Genomic DNA, 16,238 nt, shown 5'->3' on the forward strand with positions numbered 1-16,238 from the left:
AATTATCCGTAAACTTGGAGATAACAAGGTAATAAAACGTCGTATAATGAAAATGTAAAGAATTACATCGCAGTAGGAGGGTCACAATGAAAAGAGATATAAAGATACTTATGCATACGCATTGGGATCGTGAATGGTATTTTACAAAAGATGAAACACAGGTGCTGCTCAGAAACCATTTCCAGGAAGTAATTCAGTTTTTAGAGGAACATGAAGATATTATATATATATTAGACGGTCAAAGTGTCATGATAGATGATTTTTTGGAGGTGGCACCAGAATGGGAGGATCGGTTAAGGGCGGTAGTACAGTCAAATCAGCTTCGCACTGGACCATGGTACACCCAAACAGACTTACTGATTGTCCATGGAGAATCAATAATTCGTAATTTATATTATGGGATTAAAACCGCACTTAAATATGGAGACGCGATGAAAGTTGGGTATGCGCCAGACACTTTTGGGCATTCCAGTCAGATGCCACAGATTTACAAACAGTTTGGTATTGAAAGTACAGTCTTTTGGCGAGGGTTCAGTGAATTAATGGCCCCAAAATCAGACTTTATTTGGGAAGGAATTGATGGAAGTAGAATTTATGGAATTAATCTTGCCACTGGTTATCAAGGAGCCAAATATTTAGAGTCTGATTATGATGCTTTGAAGCAGCGTACGGGGAAAATTCTAGAGGTACTAGATAACTACAGTGCAGGTAATGCCAGGCTTGTTATGAACGGTCACGATCAGATGCCTATCCAAAAAGATATACATCTTATTATAAAACACTTAAAAAAAATATATCCCGACGATAATATAAGCGTTAGTGATTTTGAGAGTTACGTAGATTCTTTAAGGGATTGTAAGCTTGAAGTTGTAGAAGGAGAGCTTATCCATAGCAAGCATGCACGAATTCATCGAACCATCAATTCTACAAGAATGGATATTAAGCTACTTAATACTGAAATTGAATATAAAATGTACAATATTTTAGAACCTTTAGCAGTTTTAGCATCGCATTTAAAATTAGACTACCCTCATGCACTATTCGCTAAATGTTATAAACAGATGTTTGGCGCTCATGCTCATGATAGTATAGGCGGTTGTAATTCAGATTATGTAAATCAAGATATTAAGAAAAGATTACTAAATGTGAAAGAGGCCGTGGATACACAAACTGAGTTGTATATGAGGTTAATTTCTTTAGGAAATAAGAATCAAGATGAAAAAACTATTACAATTTACAACTTTTTACCGCATTTAAGAAAAGATCAATTTGTAGAAATTGAATTGATTACCCGTTCAAGTAATTTCGAGATCCTAGATGAAGAAAGTAATCATATTGAATATGTGTTATTAGAACAAGAATTGGTTGATGCGGGACTTATTGATCGTCAAGTGGCTGCTCGCTTATTGGATATAAAAGTCTATAAAAGTAAAGTAAAAGCAAAAATAAATGAAATAGATGGGCTTAGTATTCGCTATTTAAGTTATAAAGACCTTGAGGGGAATAAGCAGGTAAATATAAACAATGATGAGTCCATTGAAAATGAATTTTATGAACTGCTAGTTCAGGAAAATACAATATCATTGAAAAATAAATCTACCGGTGAAGTTGTACAAAATGTAATTTCCATTGAGAATAGTGGTGATGCAGGTGATAGTTATGATTATTCACCGCCACACAAAGATATACTTATAAATCATCAAAATGTTAACATTACAAATATTACCACCATCAAAGATAGTAATTTAGAAGTACTAAAATGTAAGCTTAATTATATTGTACCAAATGACCTTAATGAAAGAGCAGAAGGCAAGCTTAGCACAGAGGTATGTTTTGAAGTTAACATAACCTTATATAAGGGAGATGCAAAAGGTTATGTGCAAATAAGGCATACCAATATGGCCATGGATGCCAGATATCGATTGGTATTTAATACAGAGATTGTTTCCGATACAGTCCAGGTAGATTCTCATTTATCTGTTGTTAAAAAGCCTGTGTATAACCATAAAGAACTTTCAGTTTGGAAAGAAGAAAAATGGGTGGAAAAACCTGTCTCTATTGAAACTTTTCAATCCTATATTTCTTTAGAAAATGAAGATAAGCAAGGAACTATTTTTGCTTATGGATTAAAAGAATATGAGGTTTACGATAAAAACATTTATATTACACTCTTTAGATGCTTTTCCCACCTTGGAAAACGTGAACTTATAAATCGGCCAGGAAGACCTTCAGGCATTGAAATTGAAACACCTGATAATCAACTCCAAAATCAGAAATTTACATTTAACTTAGCATTTACTTTCCATAAGCCAAAGGTTAATAAAGCCTTTGAAGGAAAAGAATTTTTAACTCCTATTATGGGGTATCAATTAAAGGAATTTAATCGTTTTAATGTTAATATACCTAGGTTTACAACCAATATTAATACAAGTTTAAATTTGGATTTAAATGGATGCGTTGTATCTGCATTAAAACTTACAGAACAAACAAATGATCTTTTTATACGGATGTTTAACCCTAAGGATGAGAATGTTTCACTTGTTTTCACAGAAGAAACTTACTTAGCAACTCCAACCGAAAACAAATTAGAGAAAATAACAGCCTACACTATTAAACCACAAGAAATTTTAAACATTATAATTAAAAAATAGAATTCTTTTAGTTATAACTAATTAATAACATAAATTTAAAATTAACCTAAATATTAGGGGGCTATTAAATGTCAAATTTTAAGAAGAATTTTCAAAGCTTTGGGAAGTCATTATTATTTCCAATTTCTTTATTGTCCTTTATGGCAATATTTTTGGGGCTGGCTGCAGCGCTTCAGAATCCAAACATTATTAAAGCGATACCTTTTTTAGGAAATGAGCCATTACAAATCTTTTTAGGACTTATCCGTAAAGTATCCGGACTGCCATTTGCACAACTTCCTTTATTGTTTGCTATGGCAATCCCACTTGGAATGGTAAAACGTGATAAAGAAGTTGCAGTGTTTTCTGCAGTTGTTGGCTATATTGCAATGCTTGTTGGTATAAGTTATATTTTAAGCGTGCAAGGACTTACACCATTAACAACAACTGTTGAATATTTAACGGCAAATAAATCAATGAGTCAAGTGGATGCAATCTTGAAGAATTCATTATTTACAAATATGCTTGGAATATTTGTCTATAACATGAATGTGATTGGCGGTATTATAGCAGGTCTTATGGGAGTTCTAATCCATAATAAATTCAGAAAAACGGAATTACATCCAGCCTTATCATTTTATAGTGGTAAGCGATTTGTTCCAATTATCTCAGCACTTATCATGGTAATTGTGGGTATGATACTAGCATTTGTTTGGCCAGCGATTAATGCAGCAATTATTTCCACAGGAAAACTTATCAGTGAAGCAGGACTATTTGGAGTTTTCCTTTATGGGTTTACAGAAAAGATCATCAATCCTACAGGATTACATCATATTTTAAACCAAACATTCCGTTTTACGGCATTAGGTGGGATAGAGACTATCGATGGGAATAATTTAGTTGGTGCAATGCAGATTTATCTTTATCAACTAGATAACAATTTACAGTTTTCAACAAATGCAACACAGTATTTAGCACAAGGTAAAATCTTACACATGGCATTTGGAATGCCAGCTGTAGTATATGCTATTTACCGTAAAGCTCTTCCAGAGAAACGAGACAAAGTGATTAAATTCTTTTTAGCTGGTTTAACTGCGGCTATTCTAACAGGAATTACAGAACCGATTGAATTTACATTCATATTTATTTCTCCTCTCTTATGGATTGTGAATTCTGTTTTTGCAGGTCTTTCATTTTTAGTACCTGCTATGTTTCATGCTGCTATTGGAAATATTCAAGGTGGAATTATTGACTGGTTTGTTTTCGGAGTATTACAAGGTGCACAAACGAAATGGGTTATTTACTTGTTTTTAGGCCCGATTTTCTTTGCAATGTATTATTTCTCATTTAGCTTTATTATTTCTAAATTCAACGTAATGACAATTGGAAGAAGTAAATCTGACTTTGAAGATTCTGAAGAAGAAACGGGAACTGGAGAAGCTTTAACTGGTGATGATAAAATTTCAGCACGTAATATCGTTGAAGGCCTAGGCGGTCTTGACAATATTGTGGATGTAGATAACTGCATTTCACGTTTGCGTGTTGAGTTAAAAGATGGTTCAAAAATAAATAAGGATTTAATAAAAAAGACAAAACCAAATGGTATAATTATTCCTGATCCAAATACAATTCATATTGTTTATGGGGGAAGAGTTACAAAAATACGAAACATGGTAGATGATTATATTTACAATTTAAAATCAGTAAAATAATATAAATAGGAGTGATTCAATTGAAAAAGTTTAACGTAACGCTAGTTGGGGGAGGAAGTACATGGACTCCAGGACTATTACAAAGCCTATGTAAAATGAAAGAAACATTCCCAATGAATAGGTTAGTCCTGTTTGACATTGATGCGCAAAGACAATCAATTATTGGTGAATTTGCAAAGGTGTTATTTTCAGAAAACTATCCAGAATTAGAATTTTATTATACAACAGATGTAGAAGAGGCTTATAAAGACGTGGATTTTGTGTTTATGCAGATGAGAACTGGCGGATTTAAAATGCGTGAAAAAGATGAAAAAATACCATTAAGTATGGGGCTTGTAGGACAAGAAACTTGTGGTGCGGGTGGATTTGCTTATGGATTACGTTCTATAGGTGATATGATAAACACTATTAATGATATCCGTAAATACTCAAAAGATGCATGGATTTTAAACTATACAAATCCAGCAGCTATAGTGGCAGAGGCAGTTAGAAGAGTATTTCCGGATGATAAAAAAATATTGAACATGTGTGATCAACCTGTAAATTTATTAAGATCTTACGGTAAAATTTTAGGAATGGATTCTAGTGAGTTTGAACCAGTTTACTTTGGATTAAATCATTTTGGTTGGTTTACACATTTATTTGATAAAGATGGAACAGACTTAGCTCCAAAGTTAAGAGAATTAATATGTGAAAATGGGTTTAAGCCTGTTGATGCAGAGCAACGCGACAAATCTTGGCTTGCAACTTATGAGAATGTTTCAAAGATGCTTAAAGACTTCCCAGAGTATCTTCCAAATACCTACTTACAATATTATTTATATCCAAGCGAAAAAGTAGCACACTCAGATCCAAATTATACTCGTGCTAATGAAGTAATGGATGGTAGAGAAAGAAAAGTGTTTGAAGAATGCATACGAGTTACACAAGTGGGTACTTCAAGAGGTTCGGTACTTGTACACAATGATGCACATAGTGAATTCATGATAGAAGTTGCCCAGTCTATTGCTTATAATAAACAACGTATATATATAGTAATAACTGAAAATAATGGTGTGATTTCAAATATTCAAGATGATGCAATGGTAGAAGTAGCAGCTGTAATGACATCTAATGGACCAAGACCCCTCGCTGTAGGAAATATATCTACTTTCTATAAAGGATTAATGGAGGGTCAATTAGCTTATGAAAAGCTAACTGTCGATGCATATATGGAAGGTTCATACCAAAAAGCTTTGCAAGCTCTAACTTTAAATAGAACAGTAGTATCTGCTGAAAAAGCACGTAAAGTACTTGATGCGTTAATTTTAGCAAATAAAGGATATTGGCCAGAACTTAAATAAACTTTGCAATTGATTTATAAGCGATTTATAAAGAGGGGATATAATGAAAAAACTTAAATTTGTGATTGCACCTGATTCTTTTAAGGAAAGTGTAAGTGGATTTGAAGCATCCCATGCTATGAAAAGTGGCATAAAGAGTATCTTTAAAGATGCAGAATTTGATATTATTCCTATGGCGGATGGTGGGGAAGGGACCTCTGAGGTTATAGTAAATGCTCAAAAAGGAGAATTTAGAAACGAAATAGTTACAGGTCCTTTAGGTGAAAAGACAGAGGCTAGATATGGATGGTTAGTAGAAGAAAAAAAGGCAGTAATTGAAGTGGCAGAAGCTTGTGGGCTGTATTTAGTGGAACACTCTAAACGAAATCCAATGTTTACAACAACTTTTGGAGTTGGAGAAATGATTCTTGATGCTTTGAATAAAGGAGCAGATCACTTAATAATTGGACTTGGAGGATCTTCTACAAACGATGGAGGTCTAGGGATGTTACAAGCATTAGGAGTGATAGCTCTAGATACGGAGGGTAATGAATTAGGACTTGGTGGAAAAGAGTTAATTAAAATTCATAAATTAGATATTTCTAAGATGGATACTAGACTAAAAAAAATAAGTATAGAAGTAGCCTGTGATGTCCAAAATCCTTTTGTTGGGGAAAATGGGGCAACTAAAGTTTTTGGACCTCAAAAGGGTGCCAAAGGCGAAATTGCAGATGAACTCGAACTTGGAATGATTAATTTTGCCAAGGCATTAGTAGAAACCTTTGACTTTGATATTTCTAATATACCAAAGACCGGTGCTGCAGGCGGATTAGGTGGGGCTTTCCTTTTATTAAATGGTAGTTTATTAAGAGGTGTAGATTTAGTTATAAAGCACACTAAATTTGAGGAGAGAATTAAAGATGCAGATTTTATTATAACTGGTGAAGGAAGTATAGATGGCCAAACAAAGTATGGAAAAACCATAGCTGGAGTTGCACACATTGCTAAAAAGTATAATATACCAACCATTGTGCTCGCTGGCAAAGTTGGAGATGATATAGACGAATTATACTCAATGGGAGTAACTTCAGTTTTTGGTATAGTAGATAAGCCTAAAAACTTAGAGGAAGCGCTGAAAGATGGATATAATAGCATTAAAAAAGCATCTGAAAATATTGCTAGATTGATAAAAGTATTGTATTTTAACGGAAAAGAGTAAATTATAGCAGAACCAACAGTTGTTGTGGGGAAAATTTCGAGTGTAATAGAATGGGGAAGTCTTGATGAAGAAATAATTGAACCGGTAATTTGATGGAAAACTTTTACATTAAATTACCGGTTTTAGGTAAGTAGACGGTAATCTTCACAGATACCGCCCCTTTCAGAACCGGACGTGCCCAATTTAGGCATCCGGCTCCCCATATGAACCTCTTTACACATAAGCAGGATTTAGATTAACTAAAGATTTTGGTTTAGGATTTTCTAAAGGATAATGTTTTAAAAGTTTACTCATTTTATCCCAGTTTAAGCTAGTTCGCTGACTTCTCTTTTGAAGCCAATAGAGCATACTTTTACAATTTGCCTTTTATATTTTACTAGATTGTTCCAGTTATCACTAACACCGTAATAATTATAATGACCTCTTAGTTTTAGGTTCACCTTTTTCCATATTAAACCTAGTGGTAGATTACGATTTTCTTTTATCCACTTATTAAAGTCATTCATTTTAGCATGGAATTTTTTTGAAGCTGTTTTCCATTTTAATTTAAAGTTTCCATTTCTACTTTTACTGCAATAGTGTGTAAACCCAAGAAAATCAAAGGTTTCCGGTTTCTTTATTCCTCTTCGGTTTAATCGTTCTTTAGCATAGCGTCCAAATTCTATAGTTTTAGTCTTTTCTTCTGCTATACTTAATCCGAATTTTGCTAGTCTACCTTTTAGTGCTTCATAATACCTTTTTGCATCATTTTCATATTGAAAACAGGTTACACTATCATCTGCATATCTTGTTATGTAACATTCGCCTTTACAATGCTTAGTTACAACTTTTGTAAACCACAGGTCAAAAGTGCAATGCAAGTATATATTTGCCAAAAGTGGATACAAGCTACCGCCCTGCGGAACACCTTCTGTTGTTTTTAAAATTACCTTTTTCCATTGTGCCTGCTTTTAAAAATCTTTTAATCAAAGCAAGTATCTTACTATCACTTATTCTAAGTTTGAGAAATTTCATCATCCATTCATGGTTAACATGGTCAAAGAAACCACTTATATCAGCATCTACTACGTAGTTAACTTTCTTTGTCATTATATCATCACTTAAATTCTTTAGTGCATCATGACAACTTTTATCTGGTCTGAAACCAAATGATATTGGTAGAAAGTCCTCTTCGTAAATGCTCTGCAAAATAATAACTAAAGCACCTTGTACTATTTTATCTTCTAGTATAGGTATACCAAGTGGTCTCATTTTATTACTACCTACTTTGGTGATATATAAACGTTTTACTGGTTGAGGTCTGAAAGAACATTTCTTTAATTTGATTACTAAATTATTCAAATTTTCATCTAGGTTTCTCTTATAACTTTCTTTAGTTTCCTTATCTATACCCGCAGAGGCCGAGCCATTCAGTCTATTGAATGATTCTTTTAAAGTATTCTTGTTCATTAAATAAGCCAATGAACAGAATTTTGCTTCTTTATTTCTGCGAGCTACTTGTGCTATGCTTACAAGTTTTGTTCTCACTGTTATTCCAGTTCTAAGTCCGGGCAGTGTTTCTCTTTTAAGCAGTTCCATATGTTACTCTCCTTCCTTCCTCCGGAATTACCCGTTATCTTCAGTACTATGAAAGTATCCGACTTCCTACTGGCATTTGCGTTCCTTACTTCTTCAGTTTGTACTGCATACTTTTCATTTGAAAAGACCAAGTAGGATCTCCCCGAGTTTCCGTATATTCTCAATGTTTAGCTAGGTAGGGCCTCTGACTACGGATGCGTTTATTTGCACTCGCTTTAACGCACAAATAAATGTTGCTTTCCACGTACGTGAACGTTTCTGCCACATCATTGACCGATTTTTCGAAGCTCAATACCATTCACTGCTGGGTTACCATGAGAATAGGTAAAGCTCCGATATTTTTACCTCGACTTTTTCCCCTCTCCCAAACTGTACGGGCGACTTTCATCGCATACAGCTTTCCAACGTTTCTATGAATTTCCAACATATTTATATTGCTTATTTCTAAGCTACTAAATCAATCAATTCTTTAACTCTTTTATGAAATTTTTTATTTACTATTGTTAATAGTCTTTCGGGAGTTTTACTATGTAGTATCCTATGTTCTTCTACACTTATTACACACAAGTTGTCAAACGTATCTTTGCCGTTTTTACCACGTGGTGTTTTATGGTGACAATGATATTCTTCAACAGACACAAAATCGCCCGACAAATAGCTTTTACCTTTGCAACTACTATATTTGCTAATTCTAAACTCACAATACTTACTGCTCTCATTTGACCACTTCGCATTTTCTACTAGATATTTTATATCTTCCAGTGAAACTCCAGGTTTATGATTTTTCTTTTCTCCATAATCATATGGGTTAGGCCTAGTTACTTTACCTCTAATAGCATGTGTTAGATTACTATCCCAATTAGCCCAACCTATCTGCACTATAGGAATTTCACTACTTCCATACAAATAGTATCCAGTTTTACCCCCACTATTATATTTTCCATTCATAAAGTTATCCTTAAATTCTTGATTAGTTGTAAATGTAGTTTTATCCTCCATTGTGTTATAAAATTTCTTGTAAATCCGCCATCCTAGCTTTCCAAAGCTTTCGTTAAATTCATTCATCCCTCTAAAATAGTTATGTAACCCTATTATATAGATATTCCAAGCCATTATGTTTTCATATTTAGGTTCTTTCTTAATCTTACTCAACTTTTTTCTACATTCATTAACAATTATATCTGCTTTATCTTCTGGTAAGTCATTGACACAATGCATATTTCTAGTCTTATTATATTTATTATTCACTTTCCTTAAACTAAAGTTATATCCTAGATATTTCATTTTATCATTATTCAAATCATATATTTTCGTCTTATTTTGATTGATTTTCAATTTCAAGTTCTTTGTTAAGTACCTATTTACGCTATATTTAAATTTTTCAGCGTGATATTTACTTTCACAAAGTATAAGTATATCGTCAGCATATCTTACATGAATACCAATTTTCAAATTAGTATATCTCATATTTCTTCTACAGTTATCATTACTATTAACAAACTTTTCCGTACTCTTATCATGCCAATCATCACCTTGGTCTCTTAACCAAACGTCAAATCTATGCAAATAAATATTAGATAGTAAAGGTCCTAATATACTTCCTTGTGCACTTCCTTTAGGGTCATATATCTTACACCCTTTTTCAAAGTATCCTTTTTTAATGAAACGATATATATAATTCAAAATCACTTTATCTTTAATACCGATACTCCATAACTCTCTATACATTACATCAGCATCTAATGTTCCAAAATAGTCTTCCATATCAACTGATAATACATAAGGCATAGTTGTGCATTGATTTTTAACTTTAGCTATTGCATTATGTGTAGATACTTGCTCCCTAAATCCAAATGAACTAGGAACAAATTTAGTTTCGCAGTACGGTTCTAGAACTAATTGTATACATTTCTCAACTAGTTTGTCCCACACACTGCAAATACCTATTGGTCTTCTCTTTCCATTCCCCTTAGGAATATACACACGTTTTACATAATCCATTTTCTTGTTATATAGTCTCTCTCTAACTATTACTGCTAGTTCACAAAAACATCGTTCCGTTAAAGTATCATAGTTTGAGCCATCAGGGCCTTTTGTCATACGACCTTTACTTTTCCCTAATTGTCTTACTGCTAACATAACATTCTCTTCCGAGCAAACTAATTCGTGCAGTTTACGCATATCTATTCCATTATTCTGGAAATTTTCAAATCTTTTTTTCATATCTACATAATAAATATTGTTTATACTCATAGGAGGCTCCACCTCCTTTCTGTACGAATAGTCTCTTTCATCTAATTTGGCGAATTAGAATTTACAAAAATAATTTTATACACTAAAACGTCTAAGGCCCTTTCCTTTACCACATTTCTTAATATGATATCCAAGCGGTACTACGGCCCCTCTGTTAACCTATTAATATTCTTTCTTAGCTTACCCTTTCGGTGCAACTAGTCCTCAAACATTACAGAATCGACTTATTAATCCTTATCCGTTAGGTCAATCACCTTTACCGATATATTCTCCTTAAATATTGCACTTAGAACTCCTCTTTACTCCGTTTTTCTCAGTTCTTACCTGGTTAGGTTTTACACCTAATCTATAACCACCATAAGGTTATCCTCCATCTGTACCCAGGTATATACATTGAAGTAGAAAAATTAATTCAACCTCCCATCTGAACTAGGGATAGGCATCATTGATTACGAAATTTAACAACAAGGAAATTATATTCATATGCAACAGTACCCGAAGTGTGACTTTACAGCCAGTGTCTCCGTCTTCACCTATGCTTCGCAACATTACATTACTGCAACGCTGGCAGGAGTATTAGTAAGCCTCAGTATCCATAAGATTATTGGCTCCTATGCCGGACTCGAAAATATCAGTTAACTAACAGAAACCATTTCTTAAGTAACTATTCTATCAGCCTAGAAAGCTTATCGTCACTACTACACAACGTTTTCGCTAACTAAAAAGGTCGCACACCCAGTCAATTCTCCCTCGCTAACTTTCTGTCTACGCTTAAAATGTTACGTTACCGCAACATCTCTAAGACTCGATACAAAGCGATTTGCTAAATCTTACCTTGACAGTATTCCCACCTGCTAGAATATACGCCCTGTCGGGACGCACCGCGTATCTCGGTTCCCCTTATTAATATTTGCATATTTTTACTATCAATATCTTCAATTTTCTAATTACAAACTTCGCTGGCCTTTAATCCTGCGGAGTAAACCGTCGTGAGAATCGCTTAATGCTTAACATTTTCGGTTGTATATCCATTTTCAATCTTCTCTTAATTCTGACATAAATAATAATACTCCCTTATTTCTTATTTCGACAATAAAAGTATGTAGGAAGTGCACCTTCTAATAAAGAATTATCTTAGTTACTTAAGATAATTCTTTATATTCTATTTAAGTAAAAATTAAATTAACGTATTAGCACTCGTCTGCCACCGCTGTTAGCGGTTTAGTTTAATTTTTATTTCACGTCATTTGTCTCTTTTCATGGTTATTTATTGATTTTGTTTTTTATATACTCTTTCATAGATGCGATGGCTTTTGTTATTCTACTGAATTCTAAAAGCCATCGTTATAAATGTTACTATTTTGTAAACTTTTATATTTTTATCCTATATTATACTACAAAATAAGGAAAATTTCAAGTCTTGTACTGTTGATAATGAAATGGTATTAATTATTAGAGGTGATAATTTTATGGATCAAAAAAGCATGACCGCATTGATAAGCGCATTTTCAAGGGCATATCATTCAGTACAAAATACAGAAAAAGTATTTGATGATTACTTGGCAAAAGACATTTTAACTGAGAATGAATACGAACAAATTTCAAGTAACATGTCAAAAGGAATCAATTTTTTCAATCCATTATTTGACGGTACACAGAAAGAAGCATTACATTGGATTGTAGATAATCAGTTATCTCCAACTCCACTTGGTAGATCAGCATTTGCGGAGAAAGCACTTGAAAATGCTGTGAGAGTTGGCGCAAAACAATATGTAATTTTCGCTGCCGGTTATGATACATTTGCATATCGTCAGCCTGATTGGGCATCAAACATTCAAATTTTTGAACTTGACCATCCGGCCACTGGTTCTGACAAACAAAAACGTATTCAATCAGTATTATCAGAAAAACCTACCAATCTGCACTACGTATCAATTGATTTTACAGAAAACAACTGGGAAAGCAATTTAATTGACTGCTTTGAATTTGATCAAAGTAAAATCAGTTTTTGCAGTTTGCTTGGGATAAGCTACTATTTGTCTAAGCGGACTTTTGCTGAAACACTCAACACTATTTCATATATTGTGCCAGGAGGCAGTGTTATTATTTTTGATTATCCAGATGAGGATTCATATACCCCAAAAGCAGGAGAACGAACAAAAAAACAAGTAGCACTGGCTGATGGGGCTAATGAGAAAATGCTTGCAAGCTATTCCTATTCAGAGTTGGAGAATTTATTAGCTGATAGTAATTTCTTGATTTATGAGCATTTGACACCAAATGAAATAACAGAGCAGTATTTCAAAAAATATAATAAATTAAATCCAGAGCATCCTATAACAGCCTTTGATAATGTAAATTATTGCTTGGCAGTGAGAAACTAAAACCAAAATGAGAAAACCTAATAATAGGTTGAACTTATGTACAACAAATATCGTCTCAAGTAACCCCATATCATTAGATATGGGGTTTAATATATTAAGGATGTCGTTAAAGTCTCTTTTCGCGTCATTGTTATTTTCTCATTCCAATTAAATGGGTTTTATATGAAAATAACTGCTTATGACAGAAAATGTACGTTTCACATAATTTGTATTGTTTTTTGAAAACCAGTAAAATTGGTTAATTTCAATTTTAACTTTGTTCATACAATTGAAGGTGCAAGCCCTAGATTCCAATAAAGTTGCATTTAAATATTTTAAAGTGACAAATGCAAAGTCTGTCTTTATTTTTCTGATGCATATTTCCCTACAAAATATAAAGCGATTCCAAGAATAAGAACTAAAATTATATTTAATTTAAATTCTAATATTTCCCTTAAAAATGTGCAAGCATACATAATACAAAACCATAGACATCCTATTACCCAAAGTTAAAAAAACTCTTTTGTTTTGCTAACTTTGAAAGTTTTCTTAAAGCAGTTTTTTTTGAGAAAAATGATAATAGCAAAGATCGTAATACCTATAATCAAAAATTGCAAAATAATTCCTAAATTAAATTTTAGAATGAGAGTAAAATCATTAATACCATATTTTATAATTGCTTCTAAATTTTGTGTAATATAATTAATAATTGATAATATTGTTATGATCATACCTGTGTACATAACATATTCGCTACATAGTGATGAGTAATGATAGTTTGATTTATAGGTATTTACTATTTCTTCACAGTAATGCTTAATATCTGTTGTTCCTAGTACATTTTCAATGCTTACACCTTGCTGCTCTGCATTTAAAAAGCTGTCTAGTATCTGTTGTAGAAATTCTTCAGCGTCCCTTGTTTTTATATTGGATGTTCTTACATAGACTACAATGTCATCAAATACATCTTTGCTTTCTAAAGATAATTTTTCAGATGCTTTATTTAATTGCATTATTAATGCCTTTGTTTTAATCATTTAGGTCGTCCCCCAATATCTTATTAACTGATTTTGAAATTTTACCCCAGGAGCTACAAAAGTCTAAAAATTCCTGTTCCCCTAATTTAGTAAGAGAATAGTATTTTCGTTTTGGTCCCAGCGGTGAGTCCCTGCTTACCGAGGACAATAACCCATTTTTTTTCAACCTAATTAGCAAAGGATATAAAGTTCCTTCAGATAAGTCATCAAAACCACTAATTTTTAATGAACTATATAATTCATATCCATAGGTTTCTTTTTTTAAAATTATTTTTAATATACAACCTTCTAAAATTCCTTTTAATAATTGAGAATAATTTGCCATTTTATATCACCTACCATGTAATGAACAACATAGTCACTATATTGTATTGCAACTATGTTGCTATGTCAAGTACATGAATACTTGATACACCTTTAGTAAGTACAGGAGATAACAAACTGGACTACACTATAAATAATATGCTCATTAACTTCTAATCTTATATAGCAGATAAGGTAAAATTAAAGCATGGGAATTGCTTATTCTCCTTTATGGATGCAGAGGTTGCGAATAGCACTTGTAAACCTGATAATTATCCCTTCGATACCAATAGCACTCATAAGCTTTCATAGTGATTATTTGTAAATATTAAAAAGCAGAAAACACATTGTTTTCTGCTTTTTAATATTTAATTCCACCAAATTATTTTATTACCAACCTCCAGAAGATCCTCCTCCACTTGATGAACCGCCTCCAAAGCCTCCAGAACCACCTCCGGAACCTCCGAAGCCACCACCATTTCTGCCACCACGTCTACCGACTGAACTCCAAAATAGCAATGTAATAATAAATCTGGTTATTCTTCCTCTATTAAGAACAAAGTCAAGAAAAACTAATATAATAAATCCTATTGCTAGAATTCCACTTCCCTTTTTAGAGACGTTTGAACTTTCAACATATTGTGGAACATTAACGTTCTTATCTAGTTTTACATTATATTCTTTAGCTATATTATCTGCTAAAGCTGAATATGCTGCCCTAAGACCCTCTCCATATTGATTTTGCTTAAATCTTGGCACTGCAAAATCATTCATAACCCTTGAGGAGTATATATCCGTGACAGCCCCTTCTAGACCTGTGCCTACCTCACCTCTCCACTTTTTTTCTTTCATTGATAATAAAATTATTAGCCCATTATTTTTACCCTTTTGTCCAATACCAAAACTTCTAAAAATCCCAGTAGTATAAGATTCTATAGGCTCTCCTTGCAGCGAATCTATAACCACAACAGTAGCCTGTGCACCTGTTTTAGCTTCTAATTCCTTACCTACTGACAAAATATATTCTGTAGATTTACTATCTATCACTCCAGCGTAATCATTAACATATTTTAATTCTGTAGCTTTAGGATATTTGGTCTCTGTATTCACTATATTTATAACTGTTACTTGACTCAGTAAAAATACGCTTATCATAACTGCAAAAATAACTTTTGTGCTGATTTTTGCTTTCGTGATCATGCTTGATGAAAAATTATGAATGTTCCTAATTAATTTCATTAAATAAGTCTTCATATTCTATCTCCTACTTAGTAAAGTCAACTTTTGGTACTACTTTAGCAGATTCACTAGCCTTATAATATGCCCTTTCATCAAATCTAAAAATCCCTGCAATAATGTTCGTCGGGAATTTTTTAATTGTGCTGTTGTAACTTGAAACATTCGCGTTATAATCCTGCCTCGCTGTTCCTATTCTATTTTTTGTACCTTCAAGAGCTACCGTTAAGTCCCTAAAATTCTGACTAGATTTTAAATCCGGATAATTCTCTACAACTACTAATAGCCTTGAAACCGCACTTCCAAGTTCGCTATCCGCTTGCGCTTTATCTGGCACCGTTTTTGCTCCTGCAAGTTTAGCCCTGGCATCTGCTATTTTTATAAATATATCTTTTTCCTGAGATGCATAGCCTTTCACCGTTTCTACCAAATTAGGAATTAAATCAGACCTTCTTTGCAATTGTGTATCTATGTTTCCTTCTGTAACTTTTACCTTTTGTTCTAAACTTACAATTTTATTGTAACCTCCAATAATAGGCATTGTTATTACTAGAAATATTGCTGCAACAATTTCAATGGTTCTTA

The 16,238-nt window shown here is 33.0% G+C and carries 12 protein-coding genes; 5 read left to right on the forward strand and 7 right to left on the reverse strand.

Annotation, left to right across the window (positions count from 1 at the left end):
* Nucleotides 1-86 precede the first annotated feature (86 nt).
* From ACWJJ2_RS11615 to ACWJJ2_RS11630, 4 genes are all read left to right on the forward strand, one after another.
* Complete coding sequence (locus tag ACWJJ2_RS11615) at nucleotides 87-2,651, forward strand: glycoside hydrolase family 38 N-terminal domain-containing protein (protein ID WP_462953284.1); 2,565 nt, start codon at nucleotides 87-89, stop codon at nucleotides 2,649-2,651.
* Nucleotides 2,652-2,719: 68 nt separating this feature from the next.
* Complete coding sequence (locus ACWJJ2_RS11620; protein WP_216302333.1) at nucleotides 2,720-4,342, forward strand: PTS transporter subunit EIIC; 1,623 nt, start codon at nucleotides 2,720-2,722, stop codon at nucleotides 4,340-4,342.
* A gap of 20 nt (nucleotides 4,343-4,362) precedes the next feature.
* Nucleotides 4,363-5,685, forward strand: coding sequence for a 6-phospho-alpha-glucosidase (locus ACWJJ2_RS11625; RefSeq protein WP_220287252.1), 1,323 nt, complete (start codon nucleotides 4,363-4,365; stop codon nucleotides 5,683-5,685).
* A 43-nt stretch (nucleotides 5,686-5,728) separates the two neighbouring features.
* A complete protein-coding gene (locus ACWJJ2_RS11630) occupies nucleotides 5,729-6,883 on the forward strand; it encodes a glycerate kinase (RefSeq protein ID WP_462953285.1) in 1,155 nt (384 codons plus the stop codon).
* Between the two features lie 305 nt (nucleotides 6,884-7,188).
* On the opposite strand, the gene ACWJJ2_RS11635 is transcribed toward ACWJJ2_RS11630, so the two are convergent.
* The 3 genes from ACWJJ2_RS11635 to ACWJJ2_RS11645 form a co-directional block, all read right to left on the reverse strand.
* The gene (locus tag ACWJJ2_RS11635) at nucleotides 7,189-7,758 is read right to left on the reverse strand and encodes a reverse transcriptase domain-containing protein (RefSeq protein ID WP_462953286.1); all 570 of its coding nucleotides are present in this window, start codon (nucleotides 7,756-7,758) and stop codon (nucleotides 7,189-7,191) included.
* 13 nt (nucleotides 7,759-7,771) lie between these two features.
* Nucleotides 7,772-8,461 (reverse strand): reverse transcriptase domain-containing protein, encoded by a 690-nt coding sequence (locus ACWJJ2_RS11640; protein ID WP_462953287.1) that lies wholly within the window; start codon nucleotides 8,459-8,461, stop codon nucleotides 7,772-7,774.
* A 444-nt stretch (nucleotides 8,462-8,905) separates the two neighbouring features.
* Nucleotides 8,906-10,714, reverse strand: coding sequence for a reverse transcriptase domain-containing protein (locus tag ACWJJ2_RS11645; RefSeq protein ID WP_462953288.1), 1,809 nt, complete (start codon nucleotides 10,712-10,714; stop codon nucleotides 8,906-8,908).
* A 1,469-nt stretch (nucleotides 10,715-12,183) separates the two neighbouring features.
* On the opposite strand from ACWJJ2_RS11645, the gene ACWJJ2_RS11650 reads away from it, so the two are divergent.
* Complete coding sequence (locus ACWJJ2_RS11650; protein WP_462953289.1) at nucleotides 12,184-13,098, forward strand: class I SAM-dependent methyltransferase; 915 nt, start codon at nucleotides 12,184-12,186, stop codon at nucleotides 13,096-13,098.
* 488 nt (nucleotides 13,099-13,586) lie between these two features.
* On the opposite strand, the gene ACWJJ2_RS11655 is transcribed toward ACWJJ2_RS11650, so the two are convergent.
* The 4 genes from ACWJJ2_RS11655 to ACWJJ2_RS11670 form a co-directional block, all read right to left on the reverse strand.
* The gene (locus tag ACWJJ2_RS11655) at nucleotides 13,587-14,114 is read right to left on the reverse strand and encodes a DUF1048 domain-containing protein (RefSeq protein WP_462953290.1); all 528 of its coding nucleotides are present in this window, start codon (nucleotides 14,112-14,114) and stop codon (nucleotides 13,587-13,589) included.
* Entirely contained in the window at nucleotides 14,107-14,439 is a 333-nt protein-coding gene (locus ACWJJ2_RS11660; RefSeq protein ID WP_462953291.1) for a PadR family transcriptional regulator, read from the reverse strand. Before ACWJJ2_RS11660 ends, ACWJJ2_RS11655 begins: the two co-directional genes overlap by 8 nt.
* A 368-nt stretch (nucleotides 14,440-14,807) precedes the next feature.
* Nucleotides 14,808-15,638, reverse strand: a complete 831-nt coding sequence (locus ACWJJ2_RS11665; RefSeq protein ID WP_462954332.1) for a TPM domain-containing protein — start codon at nucleotides 15,636-15,638, stop codon at nucleotides 14,808-14,810.
* A gap of 43 nt (nucleotides 15,639-15,681) precedes the next feature.
* Complete coding sequence (locus ACWJJ2_RS11670; RefSeq protein WP_462953292.1) at nucleotides 15,682-16,194, reverse strand: LemA family protein; 513 nt, start codon at nucleotides 16,192-16,194, stop codon at nucleotides 15,682-15,684.
* Nucleotides 16,195-16,238 lie beyond the last annotated feature (44 nt).

Source organism: Clostridium sp. CM039 (assembly GCF_055081075.1).